The sequence below is a fragment of the Weizmannia sp. WK01 genome (assembly GCF_025905465.1).
GTDB classification, from domain to species: Bacteria; Bacillota; Bacilli; order Bacillales; family Bacillaceae_C; genus Weizmannia; species Weizmannia faecalis.
Genome location: NZ_CP109616.1, coordinates 1,054,735 through 1,070,591, shown reverse-complemented (window position 1 = coordinate 1,070,591; position 15,857 = coordinate 1,054,735). Strand labels below are relative to the sequence as shown.

At 46.4% G+C, this 15,857-nt stretch carries 16 protein-coding genes and 1 tRNA gene; 1 reads left to right on the top strand and 16 read right to left on the bottom strand.

Going from position 1 to position 15,857, the window contains the following annotated elements; all coding sequences use genetic code 11:
• Nucleotides 1-33: 33 nt before the first annotated feature.
• The 4 genes from fumC to OF158_RS04790 form a co-directional block, all read right to left on the bottom strand.
• Entirely contained in the window at nucleotides 34-1,422 is a 1,389-nt protein-coding gene (fumC, locus tag OF158_RS04805) for a class II fumarate hydratase (protein WP_017550237.1), read from the bottom strand.
• A 470-nt stretch (nucleotides 1,423-1,892) separates the two neighbouring features.
• Nucleotides 1,893-2,168, bottom strand: coding sequence for a hypothetical protein (locus OF158_RS04800; protein ID WP_014095817.1), 276 nt, complete (start codon nucleotides 2,166-2,168; stop codon nucleotides 1,893-1,895).
• Nucleotides 2,165-3,091, bottom strand: a complete 927-nt coding sequence (locus OF158_RS04795; RefSeq protein WP_048339806.1) for an RpnC/YadD family protein — start codon at nucleotides 3,089-3,091, stop codon at nucleotides 2,165-2,167. The genes OF158_RS04800 and OF158_RS04795 overlap by 4 nt, the downstream gene beginning before the upstream one ends.
• A gap of 344 nt (nucleotides 3,092-3,435) precedes the next feature.
• Nucleotides 3,436-3,507: transfer RNA gene (locus OF158_RS04790), tRNA-Arg, on the bottom strand.
• A 241-nt stretch (nucleotides 3,508-3,748) separates the two neighbouring features.
• Here OF158_RS04790 and clpP point away from each other — a divergent pair.
• Nucleotides 3,749-4,333, top strand: a complete 585-nt coding sequence (gene clpP / locus OF158_RS04785) for an ATP-dependent Clp endopeptidase proteolytic subunit ClpP (protein ID WP_035182139.1) — start codon at nucleotides 3,749-3,751, stop codon at nucleotides 4,331-4,333.
• A gap of 86 nt (nucleotides 4,334-4,419) precedes the next feature.
• Here the strand turns inward: clpP and OF158_RS04780 are convergent, their stop codons facing one another.
• The 12 genes from OF158_RS04780 to OF158_RS04725 form a co-directional block, all read right to left on the bottom strand.
• The gene (locus OF158_RS04780) at nucleotides 4,420-4,689 is read right to left on the bottom strand and encodes an HPr family phosphocarrier protein (RefSeq protein WP_014095819.1); all 270 of its coding nucleotides are present in this window, start codon (nucleotides 4,687-4,689) and stop codon (nucleotides 4,420-4,422) included.
• Between the two features lie 110 nt (nucleotides 4,690-4,799).
• Nucleotides 4,800-5,753, bottom strand: a complete 954-nt coding sequence (gene whiA, locus OF158_RS04775) for a DNA-binding protein WhiA (RefSeq protein ID WP_013858691.1) — start codon at nucleotides 5,751-5,753, stop codon at nucleotides 4,800-4,802.
• 80 nt (nucleotides 5,754-5,833) lie between these two features.
• Nucleotides 5,834-6,814 (bottom strand): gluconeogenesis factor YvcK family protein, encoded by a 981-nt coding sequence (yvcK, locus tag OF158_RS04770; protein WP_017551710.1) that lies wholly within the window; start codon nucleotides 6,812-6,814, stop codon nucleotides 5,834-5,836.
• Entirely contained in the window at nucleotides 6,811-7,701 is an 891-nt protein-coding gene (rapZ, locus tag OF158_RS04765; RefSeq protein WP_017551709.1) for an RNase adapter RapZ, read from the bottom strand. Before rapZ ends, yvcK begins: the two co-directional genes overlap by 4 nt.
• Before the next feature lie 36 nt (nucleotides 7,702-7,737).
• Complete coding sequence (locus tag OF158_RS04760; protein WP_014095823.1) at nucleotides 7,738-8,196, bottom strand: NUDIX hydrolase; 459 nt, start codon at nucleotides 8,194-8,196, stop codon at nucleotides 7,738-7,740.
• A 786-nt stretch (nucleotides 8,197-8,982) separates the two neighbouring features.
• Nucleotides 8,983-9,930, bottom strand: coding sequence for a thioredoxin-disulfide reductase (trxB, locus tag OF158_RS04755; RefSeq protein ID WP_017551707.1), 948 nt, complete (start codon nucleotides 9,928-9,930; stop codon nucleotides 8,983-8,985).
• Between the two features lie 182 nt (nucleotides 9,931-10,112).
• Nucleotides 10,113-11,624, bottom strand: coding sequence for a tetratricopeptide repeat protein (locus tag OF158_RS04750; protein WP_014095826.1), 1,512 nt, complete (start codon nucleotides 11,622-11,624; stop codon nucleotides 10,113-10,115).
• A gap of 99 nt (nucleotides 11,625-11,723) precedes the next feature.
• Nucleotides 11,724-12,239, bottom strand: coding sequence for an acyltransferase (locus OF158_RS04745; RefSeq protein WP_017551706.1), 516 nt, complete (start codon nucleotides 12,237-12,239; stop codon nucleotides 11,724-11,726).
• Nucleotides 12,236-12,889 (bottom strand): pyrophosphatase PpaX, encoded by a 654-nt coding sequence (gene ppaX, locus OF158_RS04740; RefSeq protein ID WP_035182160.1) that lies wholly within the window; start codon nucleotides 12,887-12,889, stop codon nucleotides 12,236-12,238. Before ppaX ends, OF158_RS04745 begins: the two co-directional genes overlap by 4 nt.
• Nucleotides 12,890-13,230: 341 nt before the next feature.
• The gene (gene lgt, locus OF158_RS04735; RefSeq protein WP_035182142.1) at nucleotides 13,231-14,046 is read right to left on the bottom strand and encodes a prolipoprotein diacylglyceryl transferase; all 816 of its coding nucleotides are present in this window, start codon (nucleotides 14,044-14,046) and stop codon (nucleotides 13,231-13,233) included.
• Nucleotides 14,047-14,109: 63 nt separating this feature from the next.
• Complete coding sequence (hprK, locus tag OF158_RS04730; protein ID WP_014095830.1) at nucleotides 14,110-15,063, bottom strand: HPr(Ser) kinase/phosphatase; 954 nt, start codon at nucleotides 15,061-15,063, stop codon at nucleotides 14,110-14,112.
• A 404-nt stretch (nucleotides 15,064-15,467) separates the two neighbouring features.
• A complete protein-coding gene (locus OF158_RS04725; protein ID WP_035182163.1) occupies nucleotides 15,468-15,812 on the bottom strand; it encodes a phage holin family protein in 345 nt (114 codons plus the stop codon).
• Nucleotides 15,813-15,857: the final 45 nt, after the last annotated feature.

Here is a 15,857-nt window from a genome sequence, read left to right as displayed (position 1 = left end):
TGAAAAAAAGGGGGGCAATCGCCTCCCTTTTTTTCAGTGATTTAAATTGACCATTTTTTCCGGCACAATCCACTCCTCATATTGTTCTTCGGTTACATAACCTGTTTTAATGGCGGCTTCTTTCAGCGTCGTACCTTCCTTGAAAGCAAGTTTCGCGATTTGGGCCGCTTTTTCATAACCGATATGCGGATTTAAGGCCGTCACCAGCATGAGGGAACGATTGACATTTTCCCGGATCGTTTCTACATTCGGTTCGATGCCGCGCACGCATCTTTCATCAAATGACTTCATCGCATCGCCGAGCAGATGGACGGACTGCAGGAAGTTGTATATAATTACCGGTTTAAATACATTTAATTCAAAGTTGCCCTGGCTCGCGGCAAACCCGATTGCGGCATCATTCCCGAATACTTGGACCGCTACCATCGTCAACGCTTCGCACTGGGTCGGGTTGACTTTGCCAGGCATAATCGAGCTGCCCGGTTCATTGGCCGGGATCGTAATCTCACCGATTCCGCTTCTCGGCCCGCTTGCAAGCCATCTGACATCATTGGCCATTTTCATTAAATCTGCAGCAAGGCCTTTTAATGCCCCGTGGACATGAACGATTTCGTCATGGCTTGTGAGCGCATGGAATTTGTTATCAGAAGAAACAAACGGGTAGCCGGTCTGTTTTTCCAGTTCTTCCGCAACTTTATCACCAAAAGTCGGGTCCGCATTAATGCCGGTACCAACAGCCGTGCCGCCGATCGCCAGGTTCAAAATATGTTTTGCACTTTCTTTGATCATGCGTTCGCTTTTTTCCAGCATGGCACGCCAGCCGCTGATTTCCTGGCCGAGAGTAAGCGGGGTTGCATCCTGCAAATGCGTGCGCCCGATTTTGATGATTTTCATGTATGCTTTTTCTTTTTCAAGCAGCGTTTCTTTCAGCTGTTCCAGCGGCGGCAACAGCCTTGTCTGTAGTTCATGGTAGGCGGCAATATGCATTGCAGTCGGGAACGTATCGTTCGAGCTTTGCGACATATTCACATCATCGTTCGGATGGACGTGTTCAGCACTATTTTCTCCGGAAAGAATTTCGTTTGCCCTTCTTGCCACCACCTCATTCACATTCATGTTTGACTGGGTGCCGCTGCCTGTTTGCCAGACAACAAGCGGAAAATGTTCATCAAATTTCCCGTCCAGCACTTCTTCACAAGCCTGGACAATGGCCTTCATTTTGGCATCCGATAATTTGCCGAGGCGATTGTTGCTGACGGCAGCCGCCTTTTTCAAATGGGCAAAAGCGCGGATCACTTCCATCGGCATTTTTTCCCCGCCGATCGGGAAGTTTTCCTTGCTGCGCTGCGTTTGTGCCCCCCAATATTTGTCCCGCGGCACTTTCATTTCTCCGAGTGTGTCTTTTTCAATTCGGTACTCCACTTTCTTCCCCTCCTGTATGTGCTTACAATTGAGTTTTGCAAAACGGTGGAAACGGTGGCAAGCCTAAAAAACTTGCCGGTATGTAGCTGCAAGTTTATTTTACTATAAATTCCCGCAAAGCAACACCTCAACGCTCGCGAGTCGCTGATCAATTCCTTTTTGAAAACAATTTTCAGGAATGAAACTTGCACCAAAAAAGCGGCATATCCGTTCACGAGCCGGCCAATGCCGTACATTTACCGTTTGCCGGTATCACAGTCCTGAAAAAATGCCTGCCACTCTCCGGATTTGCCGGATTGTAACAGACATCATTCCCCGCTAACGACCGCTTGAACGGCACCCCTGCTGACTCAGGCCGGCCGTTTTTTCAATGCATTGCGGGTCGCTACCGCCCTGAGCAGCCTGTTCGCAATGGTGTGCATTTATTTTATTTCATATATTCGCGAAATCAAAATAAAAATTCGGCAGCTTCAATACTTGTCCTGCTTTGTCTCCAGTTGCTGTTTTATTTTTTCCACTTCTGTCTGGCTCAGGCCGGTTTTTTCTACAATTAATTGAAGCTCCGTACCTGCCAGCAACATTTTGATGGCAATTGGAATCGTTTGTAACAATTCTTTTCTTTCTTCTTCCCTTCCTTCTTCTCTTCCCTTCTCTACTCCTATTTCAATTCCTTTCTTATACCCGCGATCAAAGTAAGAATTCGGCAGCTTTAATACTTGCTCTGCTTCGTCATAACTCGGGTTCAAGGCTTTTCCCCTTCTATCTGCCTTTTGATTTTCATGATCTCATCTTCACTCAAGCCGGATGCTTGGGCAATGACCTTCACATCCACTTGATTTTTCAACAAGTTAACAATAAATCTTCTTAACCTTTCTTCCCCTTCTTCCCTTCCTTCTTCTCTGCCTTCCTCTTTCCCCTTCTTATACCCGCGGTCAAAATAGGAATTCGGCAGCTTCAATACTTGCTCTGCTTCGTCTGGATCCAGCATTTTAATGTTTTCCATTACTTCCGCCTCCTCTTTTTCGTTCAATTTTAAATAATAATCAAAGAAACCGTGTAACAGCCTCATTTTTGCAGGGTCAAGTTCCATCCGGGCCAGCATCCGCAGAAACTCCAGTTTGACCTGCACCCGTTCTTTTTCTGTATACCCCATTTTGCTTAATAATGCCGCGGCAACAGGGTTGTTGCTCCGGATATAATTTCTCCAATTTTGTTTCATCAGATGAATGGATAAATAGTGAAAACGAAGAATTTCAATGTTGTGGAACGCAAAGGTGTACGTATCAGGGGTTTCTGTTTTCTCCTCGTAACTAAAAACGGCAATCGGCAATACCGGTTTCCGGTGCCGGAGACTGATCATCATGTAGTAACGAAACATGCGTTCAGGAAAAGGTTTCTCGTAATACGACTGCGGCTCTACATGGATGAGAATCACGGTATCTTTGCCTTTTACCTTCGTTTCGGCAAGGATGTCAACCCGTTTTTGCTCACCGCCCGGAAAGTCCGTAAACTGTTCCTGCGACAAAAACCGCACCCGGCGGTAGTCGAGATCCGCTGCCACATCCGGGAAAAACGCCTCCATAAACTCCTGAAAAAAGTTTTGGATCAGCTCCTTAAAAAAACGATCATGCACGTGATAACCGGCATGTTTTTCCATTACAAGTTCCAATGGCAACACCCCTTTTCTCATTTTTCAGTTTTATTATAAAGGACAAACGTTCGTTTTTCAAGTGGATTTTGCAAATTTGGTCCGGCATTCTCCTTTTGCATATTTCTTATCAATTTATCGTAACCAATAAAGCCCTCCATGATTAATACAAAAACTGTTCAAAACCTGAATATATGGCACTATGAAGGAAATGTCGCAGGTGGCGCAATGAATGAGATTTGTGGTGCAAAATTCATTCAATTTTCGCCTTATTTTTCCGTATCAGAGAAAAAGAAAAACGACTGCAAATGCAGTCGTATCAAGGGTTTAAAAAATTTTAAGCTAATTGTTCAGTTTTTAGAAAACGCCCTCGGCAGGAATCGAACCCACATTTTGAGAACCGGAATCTCACGTGCTATCCTTTGCACCACGAGGGCAATAAGTGATTCAACAATAATAGATTATAAAGGACAATGAACAAAAAAGCAAGCCCCTTTTTGGTTTTATTTTATCGGAATTTGGTTATGATGGGTATTGTAGTTCAGGTGAAGGCAATTCTTTTGACCTTCATTGACCAATATTGTATGATCAGTACATAAGGATGGAGAATAATTCCTTTAACATCCATGATATAGCATATGATGGACCATTCCGAAGAGAAGAAGGAGGATACTCAATATGAATTTAATTCCCACAGTAATTGAACAAACAAACCGCGGGGAACGCGCATACGACATTTATTCCCGCCTGTTAAAAGACCGGATTATTATGCTTGGCAGCGCGATTGACGACAATGTTTCCAACTCGATTGTTTCCCAGCTTTTGTTCCTGGAAGCGGAAAACCCTGAAAAAGATATTTATCTTTATATTAACAGTCCTGGCGGGAGTGTCACTGCGGGCCTTGCCATTTATGACACCATGCAGATCATCAAACCGGACGTGCAAACGATTTGCGTCGGGATGGCTGCATCAATGGGCTCCGTGCTGTTGACCGCCGGCACGAAAGGGAAACGTTATGCCCTGCCGAACAGCGAAGTGATGATTCACCAACCATTAGGCGGCGCCCAAGGCCAGGCAACAGAAATTGAAATCGCGGCAAAACATATTTTGTATACGCGCGCGAAATTAAACAAAATTTTGTCCGACCATACCGGCCAGCCGATTGAAGTGATCGAAAGGGATACAGACCGCGATAACTTCATGAGCGCGGAAAAAGCAAAAGAATATGGTTTGATTGACCATATTATGACAAAAAAGAATTGAAATAAGATTGAACAAGGCCGTCCGCAAGCGGGCGGCCTTGTGCTGTGTTTGAAAAACCCGCAGGCTGACGGCCGCATGCGCTTACATCAGGACGGAAGTTTTTCTTTCCCTTCAATATAGTTTGCCAAGTGTTCAAAAGCTTCTTCTTCATCGCTCCCGTCCACGCTCAGCGTAACAGTTTCCCCGTGGCCCGCAGCAAGGGTCATCAGCCCCATAATGCTTTTTGCATTTACCTTTCTTCCTTCTTTTTCAAGAAAAATTTCCGATGAAAAGCGGGTGGCTTCCTGGACAAATTGGGCTGCAGGGCGCGCCTGCAAACCGGATTTTAATTTCACTTCCAATTGTTTTTCGATCACGATAACCCTCTCCTTTCAAGTAGCAGGACAGGGGCGCCTTCTGCCAATACGCCCCCCGTCTTTATACTTTTTAAACCTATCCATCTTACATGATTAATTTTTGGCACCCATTATGAATTTTTATTGGCAGGCCCGTTTGCCCGCAGTTTTTCGGCAATTTCATCGATTTTGCGGAGCCGGTGATTGATGCCGGATTTGCTGATATGCCCGCCGGACACCATTTCGCCGAGTTCCTTCAACGTCACATCCTGATGGTTCACGCGCAATACTGCAATCTCGCGCAATTTCTCCGGCAGTGCGTCAAGGCCGACCGTTTCTTCAATATAGCGGATATTTTCCACTTGGCGAAGGGCCGCCCCGATCGTTTTATTCAAATTGGCCGTTTCGCAATTGACGAGCCGGTTGACGGAATTGCGCATATCCCGGACAATCCGGACATCTTCAAACCGGAGCAGGGCATGATGGGCGCCGATAATATTGAGAAATTCCGTAATCTTTTCCGCTTCTTTTAAATACGTAATATATCCTTTTTTTCTTTCAAGCGTTTTGCTGTTTAAATGAAACCCGTTCATCAGGCGGCATAGTGCATCGTTGTGCTCTTTGTATTGGGAGGAAATTTCCAAATGATAAGAGGAAGTTTCCGGATTGTTAACGGATCCGCCCGCCAGAAAAGCCCCGCGCAAATAGGAGCGTTTGCAGCACTTCTTCTTCAGCAGTTCCGGGGAAATGTTCCGGGTAAAGGTAAAATGTTCACCGAGAATATGCAAATCTTCCAATATTTCTTTTGCCCGGGCCTTCAGCCTGACAATGTAGACATTGTTTTTTTTCAGGCGCATTTTTTTCCTGACTAATAATTCCACCGGGACATCATATAATCTTTTTACAAGGACGTAAATCCGCCGGGCAATGGCGGCATTTTCCGTCTGCACATTGACAACCAGCACCTTGTTGGAAAAAGATAAAGATCCGTTCATCCGGATCAGTGCCGATAATTCGGATCTCACGCAGCAATCTTTTACTGCTAAATTGGTCAGCTCTTTTTTGATCTCTGATGCAAATGACATCCTCCAGGCCCCTCCCTTGGCAAAATTTAGAGCTATGCGAAAAAATGCACATGAAAAGGGGATGTTCCACCTTTATCCTTTCACCGGGCACTGGAGCGTGAAAGCCATTGCTGCTTTTTCAAAATATCATAAAGGATTTCGGCAACTTTTTCCGTATCGTGGCGGATGACCCCGCCTTTATACGTTAAAATATTTCCCGAAACCACCTCCAGGCCGAGCCCCATTAAACGCTTCACGTCGTATACAACAGGCTGTGCCAGCTCCTCGCGGTACCGGCTCATAACCGGTTCCGGCACATCTTCATCATTGACGAGGATCGTATCAATACAGGCACTGCCCATATGGTTTAAAATCGCCTGCACGTGATCCGCGGCAGTATAATGATTCGTCTCGCCCGCCTGTGTCATCAAATTGCATACATACACTTTTTTCGCATGTGCCTGGCATACTGCTTCTCCAAGACCTGGCACCATTAAATTCGGCAAAATACTTGTATAAAGGCTGCCTGGGCCGATCACGATCAAGTCAGCTTCCTGAATGGCCGTTAATGTTTCCGGAAGCGGCTGAATGACTTCTGGGGTCAAAAACACCCTTTTGATTTTTTTGCCGGCACACGGAATTTTGGATTCTCCGGAAACGATCGATCCGTCTTCCATTTCGGCGTGCAACACGACACTTTGGTTGGCGGATGGTAAAACCTGCCCCCGTACATTCAGGACTTTGCTCAGTTCCTTTACGGCGTGTACAAAATCTCCAGTTATCGAAGTGAGCGCCGCAATGATCAGATTGCCAAGCGAATGCCCGGAAAGTTCATCGCCGGTTTCAAAGCGGTGCTGGAACATTTTTTCAAGCAGCGGCTCCACATCGGATAGAGCCGCGAGCACATTGCGGATGTCCCCCGGGGAAGGCATATCCATTTCATTGCGGATTCTTCCGGAACTCCCGCCGTCATCTGCAACGGTTACAATGGCGCTGATCTCAACCGGGTATTTTTTCAGCCCCCGCAAAAGCACCGGAAGCCCCGTCCCGCCCCCGATCAGCACAATTTTCGGATGCCTCATGGCTTACGCTCCTCCTTTCTTTTGATATCACGATGGGAAATTGTTGTATGATAGTCTTTTTCAAAAAAATGGCCGATATACTCGGCAAGCGCTACGGAACGGTGCTGGCCGCCCGTGCACCCGATGCCGATCACCAGCTGGCTTTTTCCTTCCCGTTTGTAATGCGGGAGCATAAAAGCAAGCAAATCGGTCAGCTTTTCAAGAAATTTTTGCGTTTCATTCCATTTTAAAACGTAAGTGTATACCTCTTCGTCCAGTCCGGTTTTCGGGCGCATATGCTCAATGTAGAACGGATTCGGCAAAAACCGGACATCAAAAACAAGGTCGCAGTCAATCGGAATGCCGTTTTTGAAGCCGAACGACAGGACATTGACCGTGAAAACCGACTGCTTATTCGCCGAAAACTCCAACACGATTTTTTCGCGGAGTTCGCGCGGTTTTAAATTGGATGTGTTGAGAATAAGCTGCGCACGCCCTTTCAGCTCCTCGAGGATTTTTCTTTCCTGCTGTATTCCTTCGAGCGGCGTCCCATCCGGCGAAAGCGGATGGGACCGGCGCGTTTCTTTATACCTGCGCACGAGCACAGAATCATCCGCATCCAAAAATAAAATGGTGGGCGTAACCCACGAAGACTTGTCAAGTTCATCCAGTGCCCGGAACAAGTCATCAAAGAATTCACGGCCGCGCAAATCCATTACAAGCGCGACTTTATTCATTTTATTACTGGCATCTTTCATCAGTTCCAGAAATTTTGGCAAAAGCGTCGGCGGCAAATTATCGACACAGAAAAACCCGAGATCCTCCAGGCTTTGGATCGCAACTGTTTTTCCGGCCCCACTCATGCCGGTAATGATGACAAACTGCATTTGATTTCCTTCTAAACCCATTCTTTTTCCCCCTGACGGAAAATTTAGCATGGCGTTTCAGCTTGGATCGAGCCTGTATGAAAGCAATTCAAAGTCGGGCGTGTACGTAAACTGGCCGTAGATGATGCCGCTTCCGTGAACCATATATTCCAAGATATGGGTATCCCCCGCCGCCATCGGCAAGTTCTTCATTTCATCAATGGCATGCCACTGCAAAATTCCTTCAGCAGATTGCTCGAAGTTTTTGCCGTCGCCGTCTGTGGCAACAAACGTAAACATCATCCATTCAGACACGGGTTTATCCCCGTCTTTGATGACAATGGTGAAAACGCCTTTTAAATCAGGATGTTTTAAATAGATGCCCGTTTCTTCACGGTATTCACGAATGACAGCTTCACGGACCGTTTCTCCTTGCTCCATTTTCCCACCGGGTGCAACCCACCAGTTGCGCCGCGGCTTTTGCAGCAATAAAACCTGTCCGTCTTTGATGAATACACAATTTGTTATTCTTTGCAAAGGAGTCACCTCATATCTGAACCGGAATGATGCGGACAAATCCGCATCTATTCAACCGATGGATAAACCTTTCCCGTGCGTAAAACCATGTACCTTTTTATTATACTATTAATGAAATGGTTGAACAATGAATGCACCTGCCCCGTTTGTGTCAAGTTTTCCCCAATCGTGAAAATCGCATGGGTGAGGACAAGTCCGTGGCTCCTGAACTTTGATTTGTCTTTCACCGGGCAGATGAAGGACAAATGGCTGGCAGCTGCGCTTTGTTTTGTCTTTCATTATGCCGGTGAAGGACAGAATACTGGCAGCCATCTTATAAAATGTCTTTCATCGGGGTGATGAAGGACAAATCGATACCCGTCATACCTTGTTTTGTCTTTCATCGCATCGATGAGGGACAAATGGCAAGCAGTCGCGCTTTGTTTTGTCTTTCATCAAACCGGTGAAGGACAAATAGGCGCCCGCCACCCTTTAAAATGTCTTTCATCTCCCGTATAAACGAGCCAGCGCATTTATCAGCCGGAAAAAGCAGCGCAATATCCCGCACCGCAATTTTTGCGCAAAAAAAGAGCACAGGATTTTCCTGTGCCTGGGAGATAGGTTCCTTGAACCGCTTATAGCCGGAGCCATAAGTGTTCTTGGTTCAAACATATAAAAAAGGGGGTCAATTTATATTTACATCATACCGCAAGTTTATTTCATGCGGGTTACAAACACGTTAAAACCACTTGACGTTTTCCCTGTTTTTAGCAAAATGCCGAGGATGCACGCCTTTTTATCCAGCAATCAACCGGCTTTCATGGCTTCTTTCACTTCTTCTACATAATGCTGGGCGTTTTGTGCGGCAATGCTGCCGTCGCCCGTTGCCGTGACGATTTGGCGGAGCGTTTTTTCACGGACATCGCCGGCTGCAAAAATGCCCGGAATTTTCGTTTCCATTTCCTCATTCGTCAAAATATAACCGGCTTCATTCGTAATGCCCAGGTTTTCAAAAGGCTTGGTCAAAGGCACCATGCCAATATAAATGAAAACGCCGTCCGTTTTAAATGGTTTTTCTGATCCGTCCACAGTCGAAACGAGCGTCACAGAGCCGACTTTTCCGTTTTCTTCATGGATTTCTTTCACCGTATGATTCCAGATAAAGTCAATTTTTTCATTTTTAAAAGCCCGGTCCTGCAGGATTTTTTGCGCCCGCAGCTGATCACGCCGGTGCACAATCGTCACTTTATTGGCAAAGCGCGTCAGGTAATTTCCCTCTTCAACAGCCGAGTCACCGCCGCCAACGACAACGAGATCTTTTCCTTTGAAGAAAGCGCCGTCGCACACTGCACAATAAGAAACGCCGCGGCCGCCCAGTTCGTTTTCGCCTTTGACACCGAGTTTCTTATATTGGGCGCCCGTTGCGATAATCACAGCAAGCGCTTTGTATGCTTTTGCGCCCGCTTTGACAATTTTATAATCCCCGTCTATCTCAATGCCTTTAATATCGCCGTATGCATACTCGGCACCGAACTTTTTGGCATGCTCAAACATTTTATTTGATAGCTCCGGACCGAGAATCGATTCATAACCCGGATAGTTTTCCACTTCTTCCGTGTTGACCATCTGGCCTCCTGGAACGCCGCGCTCGATCATCAAGGTTTTCAAGTCAGACCGCGATGCATAAACGGCAGCTGTCATCCCGGCAGGCCCCGCCCCGATAATGATCACATCATAAATTTGTTCTTCACTCATCGTTTGTACCACTCCTTATTGAAAGGCCGCGGCCGGGAAACCGCAGGCCGCCTGTTTTCATCGTTCCACAAAGATGCAATTCCATACGATTTTTTTGAAAAAAACCCACTCTCTTTTATGCAGTGGGGTTTTCTTTCATTCTCTATAGTAAAGGAATATTGGTTTATCGTCTATTTTTGTGCTTAAAGGAGCGATTTGATCCGGTTTGCGTATTTCCTTAATGTGGAGACGGAAATCCGGTACTCCCTTGCGATTGCCTGTTGGGATACTTTATCGCCTTTTTGGTGATGCCACAAGTAATCGATAGCGGCGGCAAAACCGGACTCATTTTGAAACCGTTCCCCGCGTTTCAGACCGGTTAAAAAAATCGAAAACCAGGCGAGCATTAAGTTCGTATAGCCCGGAAACATCGGACCGTAATGGCTGTGGAGGATACATGCAATATTGTGGCCGCGCACAAACACCTCATCCGGGTCAAACGATTCGCGAATATCCGACTCCAGCACATGGGCGAGATAAATTTTTTCGGTCAGCGTAAAATCGTCAAGCGGTTTAAAATCCGGATGCGATACGATATCCGAACGATTGGAAGACAATCCGATCATGAAAATTCCGAAGAACCGCTCGGGCAACTCCGTGCTGTTCAACCTGTCCAAAATAAACTGGACATTTTTCTCGTTCATTTTCTTTTCCATTTCCCGGTTCCATGGTTCGCAGCCTTTTTTCTCCGGATTCAGTTCCACAAGCTGCTCCCAGGCGGCTTCTGCTGCCTGTTGCCGGTTCGTATGGTAAGCCGCCCGCGAAAGCCAGTAGTAAAACGAAGCATCCCCGTCAAATCCAACTTTTTTCAACCGGTTCAGCCAAAGGTACGCCTCTTCATAGCGCCCGACAATTGCAAATGTTGCACCGAGTTTATATTGATGGTCCAGTAACACCGGCCGAACTTTTTCAAGGCCGCGTAAAATCTGTTCCAGCTTTTCGTCATCGCGTTTATGGTAGTAAAAAACCGCTAAATTGCAAAGTGCATGAAGGTTGCCAGGGTTCTTTTCGAGCAAATCCATCAGTACCTCGACCGCTTTTTCCGTCTGGCCAAGGTAAAAACACGCAAGCGCCATGTTGTTGTAGGCAGACCAGAAATCGGGGTATTTCTTGATCAGTTTATGCAACTCCGAAAGCGCCGTATCGAAATGTCCCGCTTCGAGATACCGCCTTGCTTCCTCTTGTCTGGCCATGAGTTCGTCCTGTTCATACGAAATAGCGCCCGTTTCGTCCTCTTCTTCCAAATCAAGCACATAAATGAGTTCTTCTGCTTCTTCCCTGTACTCGCCAAACGGGTCCAGTTCAAGATATTTTCGCGCATGGTATAAAGCTTCGTTAAAAAATCCGAGATCCGCATAATTATTGGCAATAAAATAATGGCATTCGACCATGCCGGGATCGAGTTTTGCTAAAATATGGCGAAAAATGTCAATCGCCTTCCGAAACGCTTCACAATGGGTATAAATGATCGCAAGCTGGCAGGCGATGACCGGATCATACGGGTCAAGCTGGGCAGCGCGCTGCATATATTTCAATGCCTTTTTGATGTCATGGCGGTCATAAGCCTGGACACCTTTATTAAAATAGTATTCTCCCGTTGGTACAAAAGACAGCACATTGTCATGTTCCTGCCTTAATTTGGAATCTTTGCTCATGTTGTTCCCTCACAAACAAGTAACATTCATCGTTTCTTGTAGTATAACATACAATTGGAAAGCCTTTAACCTTTTGGGATAAAGTAATTCTTCCCTTTTTTATCGTTTTGTTTGTTCCGGGTCTTTCTTTTCGCTACTTTTCTGCCTGATTTGAAGCGGATTCCCGCAAGCAAAGGCACCAGCCGGCACATCTTTATGGACGACAGAACCGGCGGCCACCACCGCCCTGTCTCCGATCGTTACACCTGGAAGGATCGTCGTGTTCGCCCCGATCATCACATCATCGCCAATCACAACTTCACCGATTCGGTATTCATCAATCAAATATTCATGCGCGAGAATGGTCGTATGATAGCCGATCACGCAATTTTTGCCGACTGTGATCATCTCCGGGAACAGAATATCGACAAGCGCTTTGTAGGCAAAAGCCGTCCTGTCCCCGACTTGCATGTGCAAAAAGGTGCGGTACATTTGGTTTTTGAAGCGCAAAAACGGAAGAAAGCGCGCAATTTCAATGACAAGCACGTTTTTAAAAACTTTCCAGAATGAAACGGTTTTATAAATTTGCCAAAGGGCATTCGATCCTTTAACCGGATACCGCTTTGTATTTCTCATTTCACATGGACCCCGACAATTTCAGCAAGATCCGTCATCGTTTCGAGCATAAAATCCGGGTTGTATTGCTCGAGAAAAGCGCGCCCTTTTGCCGACCATGCCACACCGGCCGAAAAGGTGCCGGCATTTTTCCCCGCTTCGATATCATGGTAATTGTCGCCGATCATCATCGCTTCTTCCGGCTTTGAACCGAGAAGGCGGAGCGCTTTTTGAACAGGCTCCGGATCCGGTTTGGCCTTTTTGACATCATCAAGCGCCACAATCACATCAAAAAACGGGTCCAGTTTTGCCAGTTTAAGTCCTTTCTTGATCGTGTCCTTCATTTTTGTTGAAACAATTCCGAGCTTAAAGCGGTGTTCCTTGAGCATTTTAATCGTGTCATATACGCCCGGAAATTCCTTTACAAGCGCATCATGCTGCTGAATATTATACGTCCGGTATTTGGCGGTCATTTCTTCCGCCCGTTCCGGATCGATCGATAGAAACGTGTCGATTAAAGGCGGGCCGTTAAAAATGAGCACGTCCTCGCGGCTGTAACGGCCCGGATAGTACGCATTGAGCGTATACAAAAAGGAATGAATAATCAATTCGTTTGTGTCAATTAAAGTGCCGTCAAAGTCAAACAACAATGTCGTAATCCGGTTTTTCAATCTGCTTCCCTCTTTCTTTTCGTGGCTCCGTTTGGCCGGCAAGCCTGTTTGCCTCTCTGAAACGGGCTGGACCATCCGGAAAAATCAATCCTTTTTCACTGCTCGTCGTATCGTTTGGCCGATAAGCCTGTTTGTTGTCTGAAACAGGCTTATCCTTCCGGAAAAATCAAGCCTTTTTCACTCTTCGTTGTATCGTTTTTCCGATAAGCCTGTTTGTTGTCTGAAACAGGTTGATCCATCCGGAAAAATTAAGCCTTTTTCACTCTTCGTTGTATCGTTTTTCCGATAAGCCTGTTTGTTGTCTGAAACAGGTTGATCCATCCGGAAAAATTAAGCCTTTTTCACTCTTCATCGTATCGTTTGGCCGATAAGCCTGTTTTTCTGCGGTAAAACCAGAGAAGAAGCGCGCAAACAATCAGGATGAAGGATACAACTTGCGCCATGCGGATATGCGCAGTCAACATCAGGCTGTCCGTCCGCAAACCTTCGATAAAAAACCGGCCGATCGAGTACCAGATAAGATAGGTTAGAAAAATTTCGCCCCTGTGCATCGCCGCCCGCCTTCTCAACAAAAGCAAAAAGATGAAACCTGCAAGATCCCAAAGTGATTCGTATAAAAATGTTGGCTGGTAATAAGTGCCGTTTATGTACATTTGATTAATGATCCAGTCCGGGAGATGCAAGTTCTCGAGAAAAGCCCTGGACACAGCCCGGCCATGCGCCTCCTGATTCATAAAATTGCCCCAGCGCCCGATCGCCTGCCCTAAAATCAGGCTCGGCGCAACGATATCCGCAATTTTCCAGAAAGAAACGCCCTTTGCACGTGTAAAAAGAATGGCGGTGACCACCGCCCCAATCAGCGCGCCGTGAATGGCAATGCCGCCATTCCAAATTTTAATGATTTCACTTGTATGTTGGGCATAATACTTCCATTCAAACAGGACATAGTAAATCCGGGCGCAAATAATGGAAACCGGAATCGCCCAAATGCATAAATCGGCAATGATATTTTGGTCAACCGAAAGCCGGTCAGCTTCCCGCATCGCAAGGGCAAGACCCAAAAGAATGCCGCAGCCGATAATGATTCCGTACCAGTGCACACTAAACCCGCCTAAATGAAACGCAATCGGATCCAGCGGGGTAATATTCGAATCCATTTTTCACAACCACTCCTTCTTTTCCGCGCCGTAAAGGCCAGCCTAAAATACAGCCGGCCATTTTTACGGTTCGTTCTTTTCTTCTTCCGTTCCCTGCTCGTGTTCTTCGATGACGTTTGCGAGCTTGGCCGTAAATTGCCGCGCCGCATTGACGCCCATATTTTTCAGACGGTAATTCATCGCCGCCACTTCGATGATAATGGCGAGGTTCCGCCCCGGCCGCACCGGTACCGTCATCTTTGTAATTTCGGTATCAAGGATTTTGACTTTTTCCTCATCCAGCCCGAGCCGGTCATATTGCTTATGCTCGTCCCATAACTCGAGATTGGCAATCATAGTAATTTTTTTATGGCTTCGGACCGCACCAGCGCCAAACAGCGTCATAACATTGATAATGCCAAGGCCGCGGATTTCAAGCAAATGCTCGATCAATTCCGGCGCATGCCCGATCAGAGATCCTTCTTCTTCCTGGACAATCTCCACGCAGTCATCCGCGACAAGGCGGTGCCCCCTTTTGACAAGTTCAAGCGCTGTTTCGCTTTTTCCGACCCCGCTCTTGCCGGTGATCAGAACGCCGACCCCGTACACATCTACAAGCACACCATGGATGGCTGTTGCCGGGGCGAGCTTATATTCCAAATAATTGGTTAAGCGGCTTGAAAACCGGGTTGTTTTCATCGGGGTCCGCATCACAGGGATCGATTTTTCTTCGGAAGCTTCTATTAACTCATCCGGTACTTCCAAATTTCGTGATATCACGATGCCCGGTGTAATATCGCTGCATAAGTTGTCCATCCTGCTTTTCCGTTCCTCCGGCGAGAGCCTCTTGCTGAATGTGATTTCCGTCATCCCGAGCAGCTGGATCCGGTCGGCTGGATAATAATCGAAAAATCCCGTCATCTCGAGCCCCGGTCTTGAAATATCGCTTGTGGTAATCGGGCGATGGATGCCCTCTTCCCCACTGATCAATTCCAGATTAAAATGTTTAATCATATCTGCTACGCGCACCTTTGCCACTGTAATTCCTCCTGTTAAGTCCGGATGAAAACCACCGGAACGGCTTGTTGATGATTCAAAGGCTTCTTATTATTTTATCATTTCCCAAAGGGCCCGTTCCACCCTTTTCAACCAAAAATCATCCTGTGCCGTGTAAAACTGCGTTAGAGCGGTTCAGGGCCTAATGGCAAATCAGAGCGGACGCTGCTTTCCTCCTTTTCCAAAAGGGCGACGCTATAAATGAACGAAAAGTCGCCACCCTGTTACTTCTTTTGAGATAAATGCCGGGTGGTGCATTTTTCATTTTAAAAATAGCTTGGCTGCCTGAAAATGATTTACCCTATATCCATCGGGCCATGGCATGAAAAAACGGCGGGTTTTCGCCGCCGTTTTTTCAAAGCTCCGGTTTCAGGCCGCCGCGTATCTTATTTTCGGAATACGGTTTCCTGTAAAATTAAGTTTACGACCGCCATGATGATCGCAACGAAAAAAGCCATGCCGAAGCTGTCAATTTCAAAACTTGCGCCCATCAGTTCATCCGTCAGCACAAGCGTAATGGCGTTAATGACGAGCAAAAAAATGCCCAAGGTGAGAATCGTGATCGGCAACGTAAGCAAAATCAGGATCGGCCGTACCAGAATATTTAAAATGGACAAGACGAGACTTGACATAACGGCAGCCCCAATATTTTCGACATAAAAGCCATGAAAATAGCCGGAAAGTGCAATAAACAACGCCGCATTGATCAAAATTCCAAGTAACCAGCGCATGATCATCAAACCTTTTCTGTGTGGTTCTTTTTACAGTATATAACG

Bases quoted from the DNA above. Each gene is read 5' to 3' on its own strand.
- clpP (WP_035182139.1), top strand. From the start codon at position 3,749: ATGAATTTAATTCCCACAGTAATTGAACAAACAAACCGCGGGGAACGC.
- whiA (WP_013858691.1), bottom strand. From the start codon at position 5,753: ATGTCATTTGCATCAGAGATCAAAAAAGAGCTGACCAATTTAGCAGTA.
- yvcK (WP_017551710.1), bottom strand. From the start codon at position 6,814: ATGAGGCATCCGAAAATTGTGCTGATCGGGGGCGGGACGGGGCTTCCG.
- rapZ (WP_017551709.1), bottom strand. From the start codon at position 7,701: ATGGGTTTAGAAGGAAATCAAATGCAGTTTGTCATCATTACCGGCATG.
- trxB (WP_017551707.1), bottom strand. From the start codon at position 9,930: ATGAGTGAAGAACAAATTTATGATGTGATCATTATCGGGGCGGGGCCT.
- OF158_RS04750 (WP_014095826.1), bottom strand. From the start codon at position 11,624: ATGAGCAAAGATTCCAAATTAAGGCAGGAACATGACAATGTGCTGTCT.
- OF158_RS04745 (WP_017551706.1), bottom strand. From the start codon at position 12,239: ATGAGAAATACAAAGCGGTATCCGGTTAAAGGATCGAATGCCCTTTGG.
- lgt (WP_035182142.1), bottom strand. From the start codon at position 14,046: ATGGATTCGAATATTACCCCGCTGGATCCGATTGCGTTTCATTTAGGC.
- OF158_RS04725 (WP_035182163.1), bottom strand. From the start codon at position 15,812: ATGCGCTGGTTACTTGGAATTTTGATCAATGCGGCGTTGTTTATTGCA.